Source organism: Pauljensenia sp. 20925_1_25, assembly GCF_041433955.1.
Lineage (GTDB): Bacteria > Actinomycetota > Actinomycetes > Actinomycetales > Actinomycetaceae > Pauljensenia.
Genome location: NZ_JAPWCL010000008.1, coordinates 74,169 through 94,313, shown reverse-complemented (window position 1 = coordinate 94,313; position 20,145 = coordinate 74,169). Strand labels below are relative to the sequence as shown.

General features: G+C 64.6%; 20 protein-coding genes. 10 read left to right on the top strand and 10 right to left on the bottom strand.

The window, feature by feature from the left end; genetic code table 11:
* On the bottom strand, window positions 1-943 hold a 943-nt coding region (locus O3932_RS05430), incomplete at its 3' end, for a zinc-binding dehydrogenase (protein ID WP_371536770.1).
* 116 nt (window positions 944-1,059) lie between these two features.
* Between O3932_RS05430 and O3932_RS05425 the strand changes: the two genes are divergently transcribed.
* Window positions 1,060-1,515: an N-acetyltransferase gene (locus O3932_RS05425; protein WP_009648122.1), complete on the top strand. Its 456-nt coding sequence runs from the start codon at window positions 1,060-1,062 to the stop codon at window positions 1,513-1,515.
* 993 nt (window positions 1,516-2,508) lie between these two features.
* On the opposite strand, the gene O3932_RS05420 is transcribed toward O3932_RS05425, so the two are convergent.
* Window positions 2,509-3,348, bottom strand: coding sequence for an aldo/keto reductase (locus tag O3932_RS05420; protein WP_371536767.1), 840 nt, complete (start codon window positions 3,346-3,348; stop codon window positions 2,509-2,511).
* Window positions 3,349-3,389: 41 nt separating this feature from the next.
* Here O3932_RS05420 and O3932_RS05415 point away from each other — a divergent pair, with 41 nt between their 5' ends.
* Window positions 3,390-4,694 (top strand): M18 family aminopeptidase, encoded by a 1,305-nt coding sequence (locus O3932_RS05415; RefSeq protein WP_371536764.1) that lies wholly within the window; start codon window positions 3,390-3,392, stop codon window positions 4,692-4,694.
* A 303-nt stretch (window positions 4,695-4,997) separates the two neighbouring features.
* Here O3932_RS05415 and O3932_RS05410 read toward each other — a convergent pair whose 3' ends face one another.
* From O3932_RS05410 to O3932_RS05400, 3 genes are all read right to left on the bottom strand, one after another.
* Window positions 4,998-5,429, bottom strand: a complete 432-nt coding sequence (locus O3932_RS05410) for an Ohr family peroxiredoxin (protein WP_009648997.1) — start codon at window positions 5,427-5,429, stop codon at window positions 4,998-5,000.
* A gap of 109 nt (window positions 5,430-5,538) precedes the next feature.
* The gene (locus O3932_RS05405; protein WP_371536762.1) at window positions 5,539-6,060 is read right to left on the bottom strand and encodes an NUDIX domain-containing protein; all 522 of its coding nucleotides are present in this window, start codon (window positions 6,058-6,060) and stop codon (window positions 5,539-5,541) included.
* Between the two features lie 18 nt (window positions 6,061-6,078).
* Complete coding sequence (locus O3932_RS05400) at window positions 6,079-7,653, bottom strand: aspartate:alanine exchanger family transporter (protein ID WP_371536759.1); 1,575 nt, start codon at window positions 7,651-7,653, stop codon at window positions 6,079-6,081.
* 113 nt (window positions 7,654-7,766) lie between these two features.
* On the opposite strand from O3932_RS05400, the gene O3932_RS05395 reads away from it, so the two are divergent.
* The 6 genes from O3932_RS05395 to O3932_RS05370 all read left to right on the top strand — a co-directional run bounded on the left by O3932_RS05395 (window position 7,767) and on the right by O3932_RS05370 (window position 11,831).
* Window positions 7,767-8,357 (top strand): DUF2510 domain-containing protein, encoded by a 591-nt coding sequence (locus O3932_RS05395; protein ID WP_371536756.1) that lies wholly within the window; start codon window positions 7,767-7,769, stop codon window positions 8,355-8,357.
* Window positions 8,358-8,359: 2 nt separating this feature from the next.
* Window positions 8,360-9,070 (top strand): hypothetical protein, encoded by a 711-nt coding sequence (locus O3932_RS05390; protein WP_156791883.1) that lies wholly within the window; start codon window positions 8,360-8,362, stop codon window positions 9,068-9,070.
* A gap of 83 nt (window positions 9,071-9,153) precedes the next feature.
* Window positions 9,154-9,771, top strand: a complete 618-nt coding sequence (locus O3932_RS05385; protein ID WP_371536753.1) for a DUF2510 domain-containing protein — start codon at window positions 9,154-9,156, stop codon at window positions 9,769-9,771.
* Entirely contained in the window at window positions 9,768-10,463 is a 696-nt protein-coding gene (locus O3932_RS05380; RefSeq protein WP_371536750.1) for a hypothetical protein, read from the top strand. Before O3932_RS05385 ends, O3932_RS05380 begins: the two co-directional genes overlap by 4 nt.
* Before the next feature lie 82 nt (window positions 10,464-10,545).
* The gene (locus O3932_RS05375) at window positions 10,546-11,160 is read left to right on the top strand and encodes a DUF2510 domain-containing protein (protein WP_371536747.1); all 615 of its coding nucleotides are present in this window, start codon (window positions 10,546-10,548) and stop codon (window positions 11,158-11,160) included.
* Window positions 11,157-11,831 carry a hypothetical protein gene (locus O3932_RS05370; RefSeq protein WP_371536745.1) on the top strand — a complete coding sequence of 225 codons (675 nt, stop codon included), beginning with the start codon at window positions 11,157-11,159 and terminating at the stop codon, window positions 11,829-11,831. Before O3932_RS05375 ends, O3932_RS05370 begins: the two co-directional genes overlap by 4 nt.
* Window positions 11,832-11,930: 99 nt before the next feature.
* On the opposite strand, the gene O3932_RS05365 is transcribed toward O3932_RS05370, so the two are convergent.
* The 5 genes from O3932_RS05365 to O3932_RS05345 all read right to left on the bottom strand — a co-directional run bounded on the left by O3932_RS05365 (window position 11,931) and on the right by O3932_RS05345 (window position 17,640).
* Window positions 11,931-12,353, bottom strand: coding sequence for an RNA-binding S4 domain-containing protein (locus O3932_RS05365; RefSeq protein WP_371536742.1), 423 nt, complete (start codon window positions 12,351-12,353; stop codon window positions 11,931-11,933).
* A gap of 8 nt (window positions 12,354-12,361) precedes the next feature.
* Complete coding sequence (locus O3932_RS05360) at window positions 12,362-15,061, bottom strand: ABC transporter permease (protein WP_371536777.1); 2,700 nt, start codon at window positions 15,059-15,061, stop codon at window positions 12,362-12,364.
* A gap of 20 nt (window positions 15,062-15,081) precedes the next feature.
* Window positions 15,082-15,819, bottom strand: a complete 738-nt coding sequence (locus O3932_RS05355) for an ABC transporter ATP-binding protein (protein WP_034505637.1) — start codon at window positions 15,817-15,819, stop codon at window positions 15,082-15,084.
* Entirely contained in the window at window positions 15,816-16,424 is a 609-nt protein-coding gene (locus O3932_RS05350; RefSeq protein WP_009649000.1) for a PadR family transcriptional regulator, read from the bottom strand. The genes O3932_RS05355 and O3932_RS05350 overlap by 4 nt, the downstream gene beginning before the upstream one ends.
* Before the next feature lie 391 nt (window positions 16,425-16,815).
* Entirely contained in the window at window positions 16,816-17,640 is an 825-nt protein-coding gene (locus O3932_RS05345; protein ID WP_371536739.1) for a hypothetical protein, read from the bottom strand.
* Window positions 17,641-17,786: 146 nt separating this feature from the next.
* On the opposite strand from O3932_RS05345, the gene O3932_RS05340 reads away from it, so the two are divergent.
* Both O3932_RS05340 and O3932_RS05335 read left to right on the top strand, forming a co-directional pair.
* Window positions 17,787-18,665 carry an aldo/keto reductase gene (locus O3932_RS05340; protein WP_371536736.1) on the top strand — a complete coding sequence of 293 codons (879 nt, stop codon included), beginning with the start codon at window positions 17,787-17,789 and terminating at the stop codon, window positions 18,663-18,665.
* A gap of 19 nt (window positions 18,666-18,684) precedes the next feature.
* Window positions 18,685-20,004: a DUF4921 family protein gene (locus O3932_RS05335; RefSeq protein WP_299238853.1), complete on the top strand. Its 1,320-nt coding sequence runs from the start codon at window positions 18,685-18,687 to the stop codon at window positions 20,002-20,004.
* Window positions 20,005-20,145: the final 141 nt, after the last annotated feature.

Here is a 20,145-nt window from a genome sequence, read left to right as displayed (position 1 = left end):
CGTCGGGCACCTGCTCCAGGCCGCGGAAAACCTTCGCAATCGGGACACTCATCTCGCCGGCTGCCACCGCGTCGAGTACCTCCTGCAGGACGGACGCCGGCAGATCCCAGGCCTGGCCGTGATAGACCGTGAGGCCCACGGTCGAGGGGATCAGGCCAAAAGGTGAGAAGTCCTTCATCGACCACACGTCCGTCAGCGACCCCGTGAACGACACCATGCCGCCGGGGCGCACGCAACGCAGAGTATCGCCGAGCACCGGGATCCCCACAAGCTCCAGCGCCGCATCCACGCCACCCGGAGCGAGAGCGCGCACCTTGCCCTCAATCCGCCCGTCGTCGATGACCACGTGGGCGGCCCCGGCCTCGTTCAGGAGCGGACGGGCAGACTCGCGGCGCGTCGTCGCGATCACCGTCATGCCCATGCGGACGCCCAAGCGCACCGCCATCAGGCCGACCGTCGAGGTTCCTCCGCGCACGAGGATGGTGTCACCGCTGCGAGCACGCATCGCATGGACGAGCGAGCCGTACGCAGTCTGCGTCATCTCTGGGATCGCGCCAATCGTCGCCCATTCAAGGTCGGACGTGAAGGGAATCGCGATACGCTCGGGGATCAGGGTGTAGCGCGCGTAGGAGCCGTCATACTCGCGCCCAAGACCACCCATCATGAAGGCGACCTGCTGGCCGGGCTGGAAGACACTGCCGGGCGCAACCTCATCAACGACTCCGACACCTTCGATTCCAAGGACCCGTGGATACGTGAAATCCGGGTCGGAGAGGCCCCGGCGTGAGTGGGACTCAGACTCGTTGATGCCAAAAGCTTCGACGCGCACGCGCATCCAGCCGTCCCTCACCTGAGGGACGGGGAGCTGCGAGACCCGCATGTCGTCGATCTCGCAGGGACCTTCGAGGCGGATGACGTCCATCATGGCGGAATTAGTTTCCATAGAACATAAGTGTGGACTATACGTCACGCGTCCGCAATTACTCATCCCACGCACCACCCAAGCGCTCGGGTTAACCGCCCCTTACCGCTACAATTGGACCAACCGTTAGGAGAAACATGACCGTCGAACTCATCACCGCCGCCACGCCCGAAATCCACGAAGCCATGGGGCGTCTGATCCCCCAGCTGTCCCGCTCCGCCGCCCCCATGAGCGAGGCCGACGTGCAGCGCTTCCTCTCCCAGGACAGCGTGCACCTATTCGCATTCCGCCCGGACGAGGCGGATGCCCAGGGCAACCGCCCGATTCTCGGCATGCTGTCCCTGGTGGCCTTCGAGATCCCCACCGGCGTGCGCGCGTGGGTGGAGGACGTCGTCGTCGACGAGGCCGCCCGCGGTCAGGGTGCCGGTTTCGCCCTCGTGGAGGCAGCCGTCGAGCACGCGAAGAATGTTGGTGCGCGCACCGTCGATCTGACGTCGCGTCCTTCGCGCGAGGCCGCGAACCGCCTCTACCAGCGTGCCGGCTTCCAGCTGCGCGAGACCAACGTGTACCGCGTGACGCTCGAGCAGAAGTAAGCTCGCGACGCTCGCGCCGATCGTTTCGGTTGTGGCGCTCGCGTTGCATGTGTTGCTCGCTTTGCTTGCAGCAGTTGCAATGCTTGCCTGGCTTATGATGCCGCCCGCCCCGCGCAACGCGAGGGCGGGCGCTTTGTTTGAGGCGATGAGCGCACAACCCCACAGACTCGCACCCTATTCCTTACGCCCGTGGGCGGCGGCAGGACCTGGCAGCCGACGATGCGGATAGGTTGCGACGATGCGGATAGGTTATGATCACGCGGATAGGCTAATAAGCTATCCGCCTGGTCATAACCTATCCATGAAGCAACAACCTATCCGCGTACGCATCAGCTCTTAACACCACTACTAGTTCAGGAAGCAATGCACTAGCAGCTAGACAGCGCAATGCCTCCCCGTGCGGCACAATACCCCGAGCAACAAGCTCATTCGCGGATCCCGATGTCCGTGCCCGATTGGAGGCAGCCGCAGGGCCTGCGGGGCATGCCGGGCTTCAAGCCGACGTGCCGAGCAGAGTTCGCGGCATGGACAGCAAGCGGGCGGGCAGGCCTCGGTGCCGGTGGGCGGCGGCAGGACCAAGGCGGACCATCCGGCCGCGCTAAGCTCCGCCCGCTGTGGAGGCCGCCACAGGGCCTGCAGGGCCTGGCCTCGGTGCCGGTGGGCGGCGGCAGGGCCTGGCCGGGCTTCGAGACGACGCGCCAAGCGAACGATCAGCAACCAAGCGCCGGCGGTGTGGAGGCCGCCGCGGGGCCTGCGGGGCCTGGCCGCGGTGCCGGAGGGCGGCGGCAGGGCCAGGCCGGACTTCGAGACGACGCGCCAAGCCACACGTCAGCGACCATGCACCACTGGTTTGGAGGGCGCCGGAGGGTCCGGAGGGCCAGGGCGGGCTTCGAGATCGACCACTCCGAGCGAAGCTCGCGTGTGGCGATCTCGCGGGCGGCCGGACCCGACGGTGCCCGGAAAACCCGTGGCGCCACAAGCCCCGCCCGAAAGTCAGAACTCCTCGTAGTACTCCGGGTTCTGGTCGGCCTGACGACCGTCGGGGCGCCCGAGCGCGCTGATGGCCGCCATTTGTTCAGAAGACAGCGAGAAGGAGAAGATGTCGAGGTTCTCGCGCTGGCGCTCAGGGTTACCGGACTTGGGCAGGGGCAGGGCGCCGAGCTGGTAGTGCCAGCGCAGGATGAGGCGTGACGCGGACACGCCCGCCTCAGCGGCCAGGGCGATGATCGCGGGGTCTTCGACGATGCGCCACTTGCGGCCCAGCGGGCTCCACGACTCGGTGCGCACGCCGATCTGCTCGTGGTAGGCCAGCGCCGAGGCCTGCGGGAAGTAGGGGTGCAGCTCGATCTGGTTGACGCTGGGGTACTCGCCGGTTTCGGCGTGCACGCGGTCGAGGTGTTCGGGTAGGAAGTTGCACACGCCGACGGAGCGGATCAGGCCGCGGTCGCGCGCGTCCAGCAGGGCTTGGAAAGCTTCGACGTAGAGGCCGCGCTTGGGGTTGGGCCAGTGGATCAGGTACATGTCCCAGTAGTCCAGGCCGGCGCGCATGAGGGATTCTTCGACGGTGTAGACGGCCTCGTCGTAGCGCTGGTGGCGTCCGGGGAGTTTGGAGACGAGGCGCAGGTCCTCGCGGAGGACTCCGCAGCGGCGGACGGCGGCACCCAGGGCGCCTTCGTTTTCGTAGTTGAAGGCGCTGTCCAGCATGCGGTATCCGGCGTCGACGCCGGACACTATGGAGACCACGCCCGAGGCGCCCCGCAGGTTGTAGGTTCCCAGCGCGATCGCGGGAACGTCCAGGCCGTCAGACAGGGTGTATGCGGGAATCTCGCTCATGAGTCAAGCATAGGCGATGCGGAGCGTCCTACCATGGGGGTATGGCACAGCTTGAATTGGATGAGGTCCACGCGAACGCGGTGGACTATCAGCATTTCCTTCTTGATTCTCCGACCCCCTATCACGCGGCCGAGGTCGTGGCTCAGCGCCTGGTCGACGCTGGGTTTACGCGCGTCGATGAGAAGGGCGCGTGGGATGCGTCGCCGGGTGGTCACGTGATGGTGCGCGGGGGCGCGGTGGCCGCGTGGTTCGTGCCCGAGACGGTCGCCGAGGACGCGGGTTTCCGCATTGTGGGCGCGCACACGGATTCGCCGGCGTTTTCGGTGAAGCCGTCGGTGCAGTCGACGACGCCGGACGGCTGGGGCCAGATCGACGTCGAGGTGTACGGCGGCATGATGTGGAACTCGTGGCTGGATCGCGAGTTGACGCTGGCGGGCCGCCTGATTCTGAGAAATGGCGAGGTCGTTTTGGCGCGTACTGGCCCGATTGCGCGTATCCCGCAGCTGGCTATTCACCTGGATCGTGAGGTGAATCCGGTTGGCTTGAAGCTGGATCCGCAGAAGCACCTGCATCCGGTGTGGACGGTGGATAACCCTTATGGCAACGTGCTGGAGTACGTGGCGCGCACGGCGGGCCTGGATGACGCGTCGCAGGTCGCTGCCTTCGACCTGATCCTGACCCCCAGCCAGGGGCCGGGTTTCTTCGGCGACAAGGGCCAGTTCATCGCGGCCTCGCGCCAGGATAATCTGTCGAGCGTGCACCCGGGCCTGGTGGCCCTGGAGCGCCTCGCCGCGGAGGGTGTGCCCGCGGGCGGCGACGTCACGGTGTTTATGTGCTTCGATCACGAGGAGGTGGGTTCGGGATCGCGCACGGGCGCGGTCGGCCCGATCTTGGAGACGGTGTTGCGCCGCACGGCGACGGCACTGGGCCGCGATGAGGATGGGTTCGAGCGGATGCTGGCGGCTTCGTCGTGCGTGAGTGCGGACGCGGCGCATTCGGTGCATCCGAACTACGCGGGCCATCACGATCCGGATAACCGCCCGGTGATGGGACGTGGTCCGGTCATCAAGATCAATTCGAAGCAGCGTTACGCGACGGACGGCGAGGGCATTGCCTTGTGGAATCGGGCGTGCGCGGCGGCGGGTGTACCTTCGCAGAGTTTCGTGGGCAACAACGCGATGCCGTGCGGCACGACGATCGGCCCGATCACGGCGACGCGCCTGGGGATCTTGACGGTGGATGTGGGTGTGGGCCTGCTGTCGATGCATTCGGCGCGCGAGATGAGCCATATCGATGACCTGCTGACGCTGTCGAAGGCGCTGGCGGCGTACTGGCGCGGCGCCTGAGCGCCAGGATCGCCCGCGCCCGGCAAACCCGAAGGGCGACGCCGTGCGCGCGGCAAGCCCCGGTGGTGCCTGAGCGCCAGGATCGCCCGCGCCCGGCAAACCCGAAGGGCAACGCCGTGCGCGCGGCACCCCAGCGGCGCCTGAGCGCCCGGATCGCCCGCGCCCGGCAAACCCGAAGGGCGACGCCGTGCGCGCGGCACCCCCAGCGGCGCCTGAGCGCCCAGGATCACTTAAGCGCATGAAGAAACCCCAGCCTCGTCCATCGATTGGCGAGGCTGGGGTTCTTCCGTCTATCGGGCACGCTCAGAGGGTGGCGACGGCGGTGGCGGTGACGGGCACGTTGCCGCGCGTGGCCTTGGAGTAGGGGCACAGCTGGTGGGCGCGGTCAACGAGGGCTTGGGCGCGGTCGAGTTCGACGCCGGGGATAAAGACCTTGATGTCGGCGGTCAGGGCGAAGGAGTCACCCTCGGGGCCCAGGCCAATGGTGGTGCGCACGACGGAGTCCTTGGTGTCGATGCCCAGTTCCTTGGCGGCCAGGCCCATGGCGCCTTGGAAGCAGGCGCCGTAGCCCATGGCGAAGAGGGCTTCGGGGTTGGCTCCGTCGCCGGGGCCACCCAGTTCCTTGGGGGCGCGCATGATGTGGGTGATGCCGAGCGCGGGGACGGAGGAGGTGCCGGCGCGGCCGCCGGTGGAGTCTGCGGTGACGGTGTATGCAATCTTGCTAGGAGTGTCCATACCCCCATTCCACCACTAGGACTTCAGTCCCGCAAGGGGTTTGACACAAAGACAAGAAGTTTTGCGGCTGCAGGAACGAGGCCGGGGCACGCGCGCGGGTCACACGTCCTCAGGCGGTGAGGAAGTCCGCGTCGGGGCGGGCGCTCAAAGCCTTGACGATAGCGCGGCGGAACCGGTCGTTCATGGGCGGAAGCTGGTCGCCGCGGAAGAACGCGGTCTCGCTATTTTCGCCGTCGGCGGGGGTGGGCTCGCCGCTCACCCACTGCGCGGCGAAGGCGACGTCCAGGTAGGTGGTGACGTCGCCATTGTCGTAGGTGACGGGGCCGACGACTTCGACGGAAAGGAGGCGGCGCACCTCGATGCGCACGTCGGCTTCCTCCAACGCCTCGCGGGCGGCTGCGACGGCGGGTTCCTCGCCCGGATCAACGATACCCGTCACCGGCGTCCAAGTGCCGTTATCGGAGCGACGCACGCATAGGATTTCGACGGCCTCGGGCGCGATGGGTCGCTCCCAATCGATGGGTGCACATCCCGGAGCGGGGCGTGCGATAACGACGGTCGTGCCGGGCATCCACAGTGGCGCGTGGCCGACGTGTCGGCGCAGCTCGAGGACGAAGTCGGGGGTAGCCATGGCCCTAGTCTACGGCGCTCACAGGAAGGAGGTGATGAGCGGCAGGAGCAGGATCTTGACGATAATCGCGAACGCGAAGAGGGTCGCGTAGGCGGCCTCGATGCGCTCGTCGGTGACGCGGGCCTCGGCGGCCTGCAGGACTGCCGGCTGGCCGAGGAAGCCCGCGATGCCGCCGGCGGCGCGCGCGGAGGACAGGCCGATGAACTTCGCGCCGAGGGCCTGAATAGCGCAACACACAACGACCATGACGGCGGCGAGAAGGGCGGCGCGCCAGCCCTCGGGGCTGCCGAGCAGGCTCGCAAACTGCGGTCCTGCGTTCAGGCCGAGGGCCGCGAGGAACAGCATGAGGCCGATCTGTCGGATCGTCAGGTTCGCGGCGGCGGGCAGGGTCCATACGAGCGGTCCGGTGCGGCGCAGTGCGCCGAGCAGCATGCCGACGATCAGGGGTCCGGCGGCGGCGCCCAGCTGGAAGCCCTGGCCACCGGGCAGTGGGAAGGACACGATGCCCAGAAGCAGGCCGAGGACGAGGCCAATGCCGAAGGCCATGCCGTCGACTTCGGCGACGCGGCGCTCGGAGTCGCCGAGCCACTCGGCGATGTCGTCGAGCTCGTCCGTGGGAACGACGACGGCGACGTGATCGCCGAGCTGCAGGTCAAGGTCGTCGCGGGCCAGGAGGTCCAGGTCGCCACGGCGCACGCGCGTGATAACGGCACCGAAGCGCTTGGTGACATTGAGTTCGCAGACGCTGCGGCCGGCGACGTCGGGGTTGGACACGACGATGCGCTCGAAGGCGAGGTCGGAACGGTCGTCCTCGAGGTTGTGGTCGAGGATCTCGCCGACGAGTGGCGCCGTCTCCTTGATGGACTCGGGGTCCCCGACCATGACGACGTGATCGCCCGGCAACAGGTCCTCGCCGGGAGCGGTGACGCGGGTGCGCCCGTCACGACGCAGGTAGGACAGGCGCACGCGCTGGTCGCGCCACGCGTCGATGTCGCGCGTGTTGATGTGCTTGGACACGCGAATACTCACGGCCTCCAGGGAGGACCCCGCGAGGGAAGGCGTGTCCTTGGGGCCAACCCACTTCCTCGTCACGGTGATCGTCACGATGAGGATGCCGCCGATGACACCCACCGGATAGCCGAAGGCGTATCCGACCGCCGCGTTCGGGTCCCCCGTGAGGCGAGTGGCCGTATCGAGGGCGGGAGCGGCCGTCAGCGCACCCGTGAAGAGGCCCGAGGTCAGGCCCGAAGACAGGCCGAGGAGGCGACCACCAACGAGGGCAATGAGCGCGCCCACGACACACACAATTGTCGTGAGGGCGAGGAGGTTCGTCTGCTTACGCAAATTCTGGAAGAAGGTCGCGCCCGCGGAAATACCGACGCAATAGACAAAGAACGCCAGACCCATCGGCTGGACGATCGACATGTGGTTACTGACAACCTCGGGATGCAGAGCCGAGACCGCGAGGCCAACAAAGAGCGCTCCCGCCGCACCAAAACGCAGGGGGCCGATACGTATCGCTCCGATCGCCGCACCCAACGCGACAACGAGAAAAAGCGCGAGCAAGGGTGAGGACGAGAAGAGAGCAGCCATACCTTTCAGGGTACCTGTCACGCGCAATACCAGGCGTCACGACCTGTGCGATACGCGCGTTATAAGGCTCACGCGTTAGGTATAGACTGCACTCAGTAACCGAAAGGATGGTCATGTCTCAACCAGTTCCCGGATGGTACCCAGACCCCGCTGGTAGCCCGCGTCTGCGCTGGTGGAACGGCGGCATCTGGACCGATCAGTACCTTCCCATGCCCGGCACTCAGCCTCAGCAGGGCACGCCCGCGCCCATGCGTGGGGTACCTCTGCCGTACAACACCGCCATGCAGCAGGGTGTCCCCCAGCCCCAGGGCGCATCCTGCCCCCAGGCAACGCCCACCCAGCAAGGCATGAGTTCACCCCACGTTCCTTCCTCCCAGCAGGCACCGAAGGTTCACTCCAATCCCTATCAGAACACCGGCATCACACCGGTTTTCTCAGACTCCGAGGACTCAGCGAACGAGGCAGGCGACGAGCAGGAAAACAAGCCCCGAACCGCGAGCGGCTGGTTCATCGGCTTGGTCGCTGCGTGGATCGCGGTCGTTCTCTTCGCCGCGTCCGCCGTGTACGCCGGCATGGCCTTCACACGCGCAAGCAAGGAACTTGCCGACGCGGAATCCGAGCACGCCAGTGCACAAAGTGAGTACAACGAGGCGCAGTCAGGCCTCGACAAGGCGAAGAAGGACCTTGAGGAGACACAGAAGTGACCATGCCCGCCGCAACGAACAAGCCCGCAGAGTCCTCACCGGGCACCTACAGGATCCTGACGCTCGTCGGCGCATTCCTCGCCGCGTGTCTACTCGTGACGACCGCTGCCCTGGGCTACGCCAGCTACTCTCAGAGTGCCAAGGCGGAGCAAACACGCACCGACGCCAATAACCTGCGGACGCAGAAGAAGGATGCCGAGACCGAGACCGCGAACGTACGCAACGAGATCAACAACGCGAAATCCGACAAGTCGGCTCATATTTGGTGCGATGAGTTCACCTCCGCCTACTCGAGCGTTTCTCTGCTGCAGGAGAAGGCAAGCGAACTCAGTATGAAGCCGACGGCTCAGCTCGACGCGATCACCGAGTACTGCCCCAAGAAGAAGGAATTCGTCGACGCTCTCGCGTCGGCTCCTCGCCAGTTTGTCGGTTCGACGGATACCTGCGAAATCTCCGACGACACTGTGACGTTTTCGGGTGATGTGTGGTTTGACTATCAGCCCCTGTCTGACGTGGGCGATATTGATCTGACAGTCAGTGTCTATATGAAGAAGAATGGTAAACCTACCATTAGAGATAAGGCACTCGGTCAGACGACCGTCACGATTCCGTCGGGCGGAACTACCACCTACAGCGTGACCATCCCCAACCCAGGCCTGGAGGGCGCTGACTGTTACACGGCCGCGACAGGTTTCTGGCCGACGGGAATCTAACCGGATAGTTGCCCGCCATCCCTCCTACGGCTAAACTTCCTGACCAAGGAAATAGTTTTGTTCGTAACGGGAAGGCAACAACGATGAGCGAGCCCGCGCGAGGCTGGTACCCGGACCCGAGCGGCACCCCCCAATTACGCTGGTGGAACGGCCATTCGTGGACCAACTACGTCATGCCCTACGCGATGCAGAACCAGTCGGTCAGTAAACCTCGCTTTCCCGCCCACAATGAGGCCGTCGCACCCCAAGGCAGGCAACGCCTGGGCGCGCGGACCGTCGCCGTCCCCGCGCCCAGGGCCGAGGCCTCGGCTCCTCGATACACCAAGGCTCACTCCCCGCTCACCGCCAAACGAGGGGTCCCCCTCTCCCCCACGACGGAAACTGACTCAGCACCCGCCCCCAGTCCCACCCTAGCTGCCGAGGCCACCCCGGCCTCGTCGATGGAGAACACCAGCGCGACCAGCACCCAGGACGCCCCCAAGAAGCACACCACCGCTCACTGGGCGCTGGCCTGCGCCGCCTCCTGGATCTTGGTCATCGCTTTCATCGGCGTCCTCGTGTTCACGTGGTCCCACCTGGGCGACTCCAACGCAATCTACGAGGACGCCAAGGAGAAAGCACGGCACGCACAAGAGGAACGCGACCGGGCTCAATCCACGCTCGACGACGTCAACCGCCAGATCGAGGAGGCCCAGCAGTGAGCACCGCCCCCACTCCCCTGCGCGCCACAACCGTCGCAGGCGTCATCCTGGCCGTCATCTTCATCGCCCTGTCCGCCGTCGTCGGCGGGATCAACGTGTGGCGCACACACGCGGCAGAGACCTTCACATCCCAGGCCGAACAGGCCCAGTCCGATAAGGCGTCCATCGACCAGGCCATTAAAGACGCCAAAACGCGCCTTGATTCCGTGAACGTAGACGCCAGCGCCGCCGCCTGGTGCGATTCGGTCACGCGCAGCAACGCCTCATCGATGCGCGACATCATCAAGACCTACGACTCCTCGACACAAGCCGTCAAAGACTCGATCCATTCTCAATGCTCGAACAAAGAAGCACTGGCAAACGCGCAGCGCACCCTGTCCAACGCCGACTTTACGATCACCATGACTGAGTGCACAGCCAATAAGGTCACCACGACGATCAAAGGCACCCTCGCTGTCAAGCAGTCGAGTACCATTACGATGTTCGGTCCCCTGAACGTGACCGTCATCGGTTACACCACGGAGAAGAACAAGAGCTTCAACCCGACATCCCCCTACCAGGGGACCACGACAGCGACGCTAACACCCGGGACGCCGCTCACCTTTTCCGTGACAGTCCCCTACGATCCCAACATGACAGGCAATACAGAGTGCGGGGCTACGATGACAGCATGGTGGCCCTCGGACATGTAACACTGATGAGTCCGGACGTCGACTTTGCCGACCCATTCCAGCCATCCTCACCGATGGCGGAATACCACGAAAGGAGCCTCCTGTGAACAACCCCATCGAAGGCTGGTACCCAGACCCAGACGGGACCCCACGGCTGCGCTGGTGGAACGGTTCGGACTGGACAGAGCACTACATCGCAGACGAGCGAGCCAGCAACGGTCTCGTCACCGGCTCGGTACCTCCGCCTACCACGGGTCCCATCGACCCCATTACCGGCACCATCGCACACGCTACGACCGGCCACATTGACCCCTTCACAGGCTCTATCGCCCGCCCCGTCACGGGGACCGCTGCCCAGCCCCTCACCGCCGCACAGTCCATCACCGGTACTGTCGATCCGGTCACCGGTCGTATCGTACGCCCGGGAGAAGAGTCCGACGGACTTCATCCTGCTCCCGATGTCCCCACTCACCCCGCCGTTGCGCCCGCGCAACCGCCCCAGAAGTCGCCCAGGTACTCCGACGGGCTAACCATTCAGATCCCAAAGAATCAGATCATCACGGCGATCATCACAACGCTCCTCGTCATCGGATTCAGCGCTGGCCTGGCCCTGACGGGCCGTATGTACATATCCGCGACCAGCGAGTACAAGCAGGCTCAACAAAGCTTCGACAATGCGAACAATGATCTTGAGAAGGCGAAGGAGGCAGCGAAGTGAGTCACAATCAGCCCACCTCCTCGGACAACCCCCCCAAGAACAAGAAGCTATCCATCTACAACGCCGTTATGGCCATCCTTCTCGTCCCACTCATGGGTGCGACAATCACGCTCGGTGTTTTGTCAGGTGTTCGTCTCAATCAGGCACGCGACCTCACAGCTCAGACGAAGCAGATCGCAGCGCAGACCAAGGCGACGCAGACCACAAACTGGTGTTCAAGCGTGAGAGCTGACAACCGCGCGGACATGGGCGAGATCTACAACGAGTACCGCACCGCCACCGATGAACGCAGGCAGGCGATCGACGCAGAGTGCCCAAATAAGGTCGCCATCGCGAACCTGGTCTCCACCTACACCGCGGAAGATGTCTTCAAATTCGACCAGACGTGCTCACTGAACGACAACAAGACTGCGGCGCACTGCACCGGATCCATCGAGGTTCTGGCAGATAAGAAGCCTGCCCTAAGCGTCTATCCGAGCGTCTCTGTTACCCTCGTTTTCACAGTCACCTACGACACGGCCGCAACTCAGGTGGGCCACACCGAAACTAACGCCTACACGTTCACAGTCCCCCGCGAAGGCAAGGCGGACTTCGAGTTTGATACCGCGTACGACGAAAAATGGGGATCGTACTACAAGCTGTACCCCAACGCGTTCTACCCAGACGAGTAAGCTCATACGACTGGCTCCCGGTCCCGTCGCCTCTCTCAGGCGGCGGGACCTCATGCATAACCACCGCGCGCAGCTCAGCCACGGCCTCGTCGAAGAGGGTCAGTAGTGCTCGTGAGAGTCGTAGCCCCGCAGGCGGTCGAGTTCGCGTCGCTCCTTCTTCGTCGGGCGCCCACTGCCCTTCTCGCGCATGGCGACGGGGACGTGAACGCGCGGACGCTCGGGCGTGCGATCATCGTAGGCGATGCGCGCCTGCGGGTAGGAGACGCGCTTGGCCAGCAGCAGCACCACGCCGAGGACGCGATCAAAGCCCTCGATGCGCAGACGCACCTCGTCGCCCACGTGCAGCTTGTAGGCGGCCTTGACGGGGTCGCCGTTAACGCGCACGTGCCCGGCGCGTACGGCGGCCGTGGCCTGAGAGCGTGACTTGAGCTGGCGGGTCGCCCACAGCCAGGTGTCCACGCGCACGGAGGACGAGGCCAGGGCACCTGGCGGGATCACAACCGTCTCGGGGGCGTCAGTCATTGCGGAGCCTAGTTGATACGGCGGATACGCTTCTGGTGGCGCGGCGTGAGCACGATGGCGACGAGCGCACACAGCAGGGGCATGCCGATCAGCATGCCGAGCAGTGCTCTCCACGGCACGACCGGCCACAGCGTGGTGAGAGTCGGGAAGATACCTGATCGGGCGAACGTGATGACGGCAAGGACACCGACGATGAGGCCCGAGAGAACCGCCGTCGGAATCGCGTTCAGCGCGAGGACCACGCCCTGCCAGGTCGTGACGTGACGGCGCATCGCGGGGGCAGCGCCAATCGCATCGAGAGTATCGAGGTCGGGGCGCATGTCCGAGGCCGAGAGAGCCACGACGAGGGCGACCGTCGCTGCCGCGGCGACAACAGCGATGAGGGCGGCGATGTAGGGCAGGATCTGCGAACGCATGGTCGGCGTGATGACCTGGGCGGATGCGCCCGGAACCTGACGCGCGATGGTCGCCTGGAACGCGGGCGCATCCACCGTACTCACGGGTTTATCCACCGAGAGGAGCTGTCCGAGCGACACCGCCTTGAGGCCCAAGGATGTTGCGGCGCTCGGGGAGAGCACCATGACGTTGACGCGCGTCAGCGGTGACGCGGGGAAGATCTGTGTGCCCATCACGCGCGCGTCCGGCAGTTCGTTGTCGGAAAAGCCGGCGGCCTTTGCGTCCGCAATCGCCTGCATATCGAGGCTGCGCAGCTTCACCTGGCCCGCGCCGTCGATGTATTTCCTGTCGGGAATGAGGATGCCGCCCGAGTTCAGCGTCGCAACCGCGCGCACCATATCGTTCTCGTTCAGGTAGCCGGCCTGGCGCAGGTAGGTACCGTCGTCGACGATGTAGGCGACGTCCAGCTCCGCCATGGTACCCATGTCGGCCGCCATCGTGAAGGTGGACTTTCCGTCCGGGGAAATCGCTTCAACCATGGTGACCGGCCCACCGGGACCAGAGTTCCACGCCATGCCGCTGAGTTCTGCGGATGAGGTGACGGTTCGCTGGTTCTTCACGGCCTCCGTCGCTGCCTTCATGAGCGCACGCGAGCGGGTATTCGAATCCGTCTTGTCGACCGTGGACACAAAGATCTGCCCACGCTTGCCCACGTGCGGACGTGAATTCCAGCCGGCCTCGTTCGACGAGGAAAGCGTGATGAGGAGGGCACAAGCGACGAACACGGTCGTCAGGATCGAGGCCATGGCCGGGAACGTACGGTGTCCGTTGCGGACAGCATCGCGCAGGGCCAGGCGCATACTCATGGATGCGCGACCATTGGGCACGCGCCAACGCGTAAAGATGTAGGGGATCGAGCCGATGAGGCCGATTTCGAGGAGAGCAATACCGACAACGAGGGTCAGGACCGACCCGTACCATGCGGCGACGCCCAGCACCGGCAGGCCAGCCAACAGCGCGATCGGGTAGATCATGCGGCGACGCACCAGACGCGACGGCTCCCAGACGCGTCCGCCGATGACCGCGGAGGTGTCGATGTGGGAGGAGGTATGCGCCGGTGATACCGAGGCCATCAGCGACAGCAGAATGGGCAGGAGAGCGGACAGGCCCAGCGGCCACAGCGGCACAATGCCGAGGCCAAGGCCGGACCACAGCCCGATCCCCAGCATGGCGCAGGCAGACAACACGACTGAGAAGGCTGCTGAGTACGCGCCGATGATGAGACCGTGCGCGATTGTGAGGCGTCGCCCGTCGGAGCGGTCGCCGCCGTTAGCGACGATCATCGCAGCTGTGCGCATCACCGAGCGTTGCGCGACCGTGTAGAGCGGCGAGATGAGCAGGATCATCTCGGTGAGGATCAGGAGAACACCCGCGACCAGGAGCAGGTACTGCCACGGGTTCGCGTTGCGCGAGGTCTCGGGGACCTCGTACTGGGCGATCTGTGAGGGAAGCGCCGAGGCATCGGGCGGGTTGGCGAGTACGTGGCGCGAGACGACCGAGAAGCCGGACGCATTGAGTTCGCGAATCTTCTCCCACGTCACGGGCGCTGGCCCCGTCACATACCAGGCCGTCTGCGTGCGTCCAGCGACAGCTAAACGATCAATGTCGAGCGTGCCGTCGCCGACGATTGCGCGCCCCTCGCCCTTGATGATCGCGTCGATAACAGCGCTGCCTTCGATGGACTGCGCTGCGCGTTGCTTCGACACCGTGACGGAGAGCGCGACCGTGTCTCCGGCCTCGACGCCGAGGGCACGGGCGACGTCGTCGGAAACCACGGCATGCTGAGCTGCGAGCGACCCGTGCTTGTTACCTGCCTCGACGCGCGGCGCATCCAAGGAGGCGGTCTGCGTGCCATTGTCTACCGTGTACCCGGTTCCATCCGGTGCCGTCATATGGAGCTGATAGAGCGTGTCAACCGCAACCAACTGGTCTCCGGTCGGCACCCAGTCGCTGAGGGTCTCCATGGTAACGGCAACATCGTCATCCGACGCCGTCTTCGAGAGGCGGTCCGCGGTGAAGTCCTGGTCGAGAGCTGATGTCGAACGACGCAGCGTCACGGCCTGGGAGTCGGAGTTGTGTCCCAGCCAGGAGGAGGCCTGGTAGCGCTGGGACGTCGTCACATCCCAGAACGTCAGCGATCCGATCGCAATGATAATCGGCAGGGAGATAAGGATCACGGCAGTGAAGGTGCGCCCAAGACTTTGGCGTGCATCACGAGAGGCGATGCGGAGTACTACTCCCCATCGCCTCATCCGTGTGTTGAGTCGGCTCATCAGGTCCTTGGTGCTGCGTCGGCGAGCAGGTCCCTCAGAGAATCCCCGCGCGAACGATCAACGATACGACCGTCTCGCAGGAACACTGTTCGGTCTGCCCATGCGGCCATTCTGGCCTCATGAGTCACGAGAATACCCGCTGCACCAGCATCTATGTGGTCACGCAACACCAACATGATCTGTTCGCCAGTGTGAGAATCTAACGCGCCGGTCGGCTCGTCGGCAAGAATGACCGACCGGTTACCAACGAGGCCGCGAGCGATGGCTACACGTTGACGTTGGCCACCGGAGAGCCTCTCGGGGAAGCGATCCGCGAGTTCTGCGACACCAACCTCGGCGAGAGCGGCCATCGCGGCCGCACGTACCTTCGAAGGACTCACCCCGTCCAGCTGCAACGGCATCTCAACGTTTTCGAGGGCCGACAGCGACGGAATCAGATTGTAATCTTGGAAGACGTAGCCAATCGAGCGTCGACGCACTTCGGCGCGGTGAACGCTATCCAACGAGGCCAGATCGATCCCGTTGACGTAGACGCTTCCGCGTGTCGGCCGCTCAAGGCCGCCAGCGATCGACAGCAGCGTCGACTTGCCGGATCCAGACGGTCCCATAACAGCGAGAAGCTCGCCGGGCTCAACCTCAAGGTCGATCCCGTCGAGCGCTCTCACTCGGACGCCGTTTGCGCCGAACTCATGTCCGACGCCGGCCATCCTGATCGGTAGCGGCGCAGGCTGACTCATCGCACCCCGGCACGCTCCGAAATACCGGCCTCGGCCTGAGCCCAGTTCATCGAACGACCCTTCGCAGCAGCGAAGGCAGCGCGACGCGCGGCCTCGGAGACCGCACCGGACTCGATGTGGTCGAGCCAGTTGAGCTCGGCCTCAAGGTCGAAGATGTGGCGCTCAAGAATGAGCTTCCACGCGAGCTCCCCCTCATCGGCCGAGGCCTTGAGGCGGGTGACGTCACGCAGGGAACCCAGGGTCGAGCGACGCTGCGTCTGGATCATGGCTTCGACGTCGACCGTCGGATCGGCGGCGGCCACGGCGAGCTTCATCACAAGCTCATCGCGCTCAGGGTGCTCACGCGGAACAGGGGTGGACCACCAGGCGGTGAGGACATCGCGACCTGCGTCGGTCAGCTCGAAAACCTCAGAGTCTCGACCAGCATTGGTTTCAGCGTGAGACACAACCTGGCCGTCACGCTCGAGACGCTGCATGGTCTGGTAGACCTGGCCGATGTTCAGCGGCCATGCCCCACACGTCTGCTCCTCGAACATCTGCTTGAGGCGATAGACACCCGCGGGCTGCTGCGCGACGAGTGCAAGCAGTGCATTGCGAACCGACATAACTCTCCGTTCGTTGTCGTGACGTGTTGGCTTCGTGGTTGAACAGTATCTATCGTACGCCAAATCGTTACTTAGTGAGGACAAATCACGGTGGCTTACCTAACACAAACCCTACCATTTGGTTAGATGCAAGCCTTTGACATTTCAGGGAAGACAGGAGAAATTAACCGGTATACCAATAAAAGTGTCAACCATGTTGCAGACAGCATCCGACTGTTTTTCAGCCGTATTGCAATGTTTTATAAGTCATTCGGTCAGACACTCAGCGAACCGCGCAGCGACACACGTAAAACGCGAAAAACCGACCCATGGGCATCATTTGACCAGAGATGTAGTAAATAATTGACACCCTTCAATCTCAGACTGTGAGACCTGCGGATCGACAGGTGGACTATTCAGCGAGTACGTCCTCGATGTCTTCCCAGAGCACCTCCGGCGATGATGAAGCAACTGCCGCCCAGAATTCACCGTCCTCATCCGCCAGCAGAGGCACCTCATCGGGGTACAGCTCAGTAAACTCCACGCCCGCCAGCACCTCGCAAACCTCCTCGCTGGTGCCAATCAAACGCCAACTGTCACCCGACAGATCCGGGTACGACACCACATCGACGACCCGTACGGCGAGTCCCACCCACGAATCATCCGCGACATCCGCCCAGAAAGCCCCTGTCACCTCATCGACATCAGTATCAATCACGTCGGCAATCTCGCGGGCAACCTTCGGTACCTCCACAAGAATCTCCGTGGCATCACCCCGCTCGAGGGCTTCAAAGAGCACCTCCGGTACCGCCGTCGGCACAATCCCGTCGCCGGAGGGTTCCCCCAAGGCGCTAAGTTCGAAAAAGGTCTCGCGCAGCTGCGCGGAGTCGATAGCCCACACCGACAACAGGTCATCCTCGCCCGCGTACAGTCCGCCCTCGTCGCACCGCGACACCACGGCGGAGTGCGGACCCACAAAGAAGGTGGCGCGGCGGCATCCAGCCGGGGCAATGACCCAGGCGGTGAGCACCTTCGTCGCTTGCGAGAACGCCTCAAGGAGCACAGCAAGGTGTGGGACGGGAGTGTCACCGACGACGAGGCCCTGGCTGCGCAGCAGCTCAACGAAAGGATGCTTGGGGTCGGCAACAAGCCCATCGGCATATGAGCGCAGCGCGTCGGCCTCCAGCTCGCTCATATCGAAGACGACACCATCCTCCGTCTCGCATGCACTGATCATGAGTCCTCCTGTCCTCTCAAACCGGCACCACGCGCGGCTCCGAAGCGAAGACAACACTACGCTGCACGCATCGGGCTCGCGCGCGGACGCCCGCGACCATCCCCTCCCAGGGACGCTACACTGAAAGCAACCAGGAGGATTCACTGATGAACGCCCCATTCCCGAGTGACGCGGCCACGGCCTCGTCCCCCATTCCCACGCTCACGCTCCCGACGGGCGCACCCATCCCCGTGCTTGGCTTCGGCACCTACAAGGTCGCGCCCGAGGACGCCTACGACGCCGTGAGCCGCGCACTCGAGGTTGGTTACCGCCACATCGATACCGCCCAGATGTACGGCAACGAGGCCGAGGTCGGCGCCGCGCTCGAAGCGTCTGGCATCGAACGCGACCAGATCTTCCTCACCACCAAGGTCGACAACTCCAACCACGCACCCGAGCGCGCTGCCGCATCCATCGCACGATCACTCGAAGACCTGCGCACCGACTACGTCGATCTCCTCCTCGTACACTGGCCGCTGCCCACCCTCTACGGCGGAGATGTCGCCCTGCCGTGGCCTGCCCTCGAGGACGCCTTCGCTGCGGGCAACGCGCGCGCCATCGGCCTGTCGAACTACGAGCGCGACCACATCGAAGCCGTCCGCTCCATCGCTTCCGTGCCACCCCACGCCCTCCAGGTCGAGGCACACCCATTCCTCCCCAACGAGGCGCTACGCTCCTACGCGCACGAACTCGGCATGGTCTTCGAAGCATGGTCGCCCCTGGCACGCGGGCGCGCCATCACCGCCCCAACCCTCGTCGCCATCGGCAACGAACTCGGAGTCAGCGCCGCGCAAGTCGCCCTGCGCTGGGCCATCGACCGCGGCCACGTCGTCTTCCCCAAGACCCTGAGTCCGGCGCGCATGGCCGCCAACATTGACACCTTCTCCTTCAGCCTGAGTCCCGACCAGCGCGCCCGCATCGACGCGCTCGACGAAGGCGAGGCCGGGCGCACCGGATCGCACCCCGCCACCATGAACCGACTCTGACAACAGGTACGATTAAGACATGGCATCGAAGCTTACCCGCGCCGACCGCGCCATCGTGCGACTCGCCGACGGCACCGTCAAACAGCAGAACCTGCTCACCGGCACAGAGGTGTGGACCGTCCCCGGCCGCGGAAATCGTCCGCTCGCCGCGCCGCGCACCGACTGCACCCCCATCGACCACGAGGCTGACGGGCACTACTGCGCGTTCTGTTCCAAGCGATACCTGGAGACACCGCCCGAAAAATCGCGCCTCGTACGCCGAGACGACGGCACATGGGAACAGCTCGACGCCCTCCCTGCCGACAAGCTCGGGGACACGGTCGCCGAATTTCGGCGTATCCCTAACCTGTTCGAAATCGTCTCCTACAACTACTGGCACCTCAACCACGGGCACATGCCCTCCGAGGCCGACCGCCACCGCATGGCCCGATACCTGGCCTCGGACGTGGGCTACGACCACGTCATGAACGTCGTGCGCGCGCGGATGTTGGCCTCGGGCATGAGCGAAGGCGAGTTCGCGGCCACCAGCGAGACCGCGCGCCTGCAGGCCGCCAACGGCTTTTTCTCCGGCGGCCACGACCTGATTATCGGCAAGCGCCACTTCATCGACGGGGCAACCGAAGCCCACCAGCTCGCCGGGTCGGGCACCCTCACCCCGGAAGAGCACACCCAGTACACCGCCTACACAGCCCGCTCAATGCACGACCTGTACGGCCTCAACCCCGCCGTGCGCTACGTCGCCACCTTCCAGAACTGGCTGCGCCCTGCCGGCGCCTCCTTCGACCACCTACACAAGCAGCTGGTCGCCATCGACGACCTTGCCGTTCAAACAGAAGCAGAACTCGAGCGCCTGCGCGCACAGCCCGACATCTACGACCAGATCTTCACGGTCGCCGCCACCCGCAAACTCCTCATCGCTCAAAACGAGCACGCCGTCGCCCTGGCAGGCTTCGGTCATCGCTTCCCCGGCATCGCAATCTGGCCGCTACACTCCCCGCGCAACCCGTGGGAGGTCAGCGACGAGGCAATGGCTGGGATCTCCGACATCCTGCACGCCGCGCACGCGGCGACCGGCGCAGACGTGCCCGCCAACGAAGAGTGGTACCACCGCCCGCCCACCGTCTCGACCCCCATGCGCTGGAGGATCCTGCTCAAGTGGCGCATCTCCACCCTGGCCGGATTCGAGGGCGGCACCCGTATCTACCTCAACACGATCGATCCCTGGAAGGTCGTCGAACGAACCGTGCCACGCCTGCGCGAGCTGCGCGATAAGGGCCTCATCGCCCCCATGCGCATCGGTGACGAGTGCCGCGTCAGCCCCTCCATGCTGCGCGACTAGGGAACGCCTACCCCTCGCACCCCCAACGGTGCCACGGTCGTACCCCGCCACGGCCTCGTCACCGCGCGCTGATCATCCTCACCGCACACAGTGAAGGGGGGACGCGGTACGCCGCGTCCCCCCTCACTCACAGGAGAACTG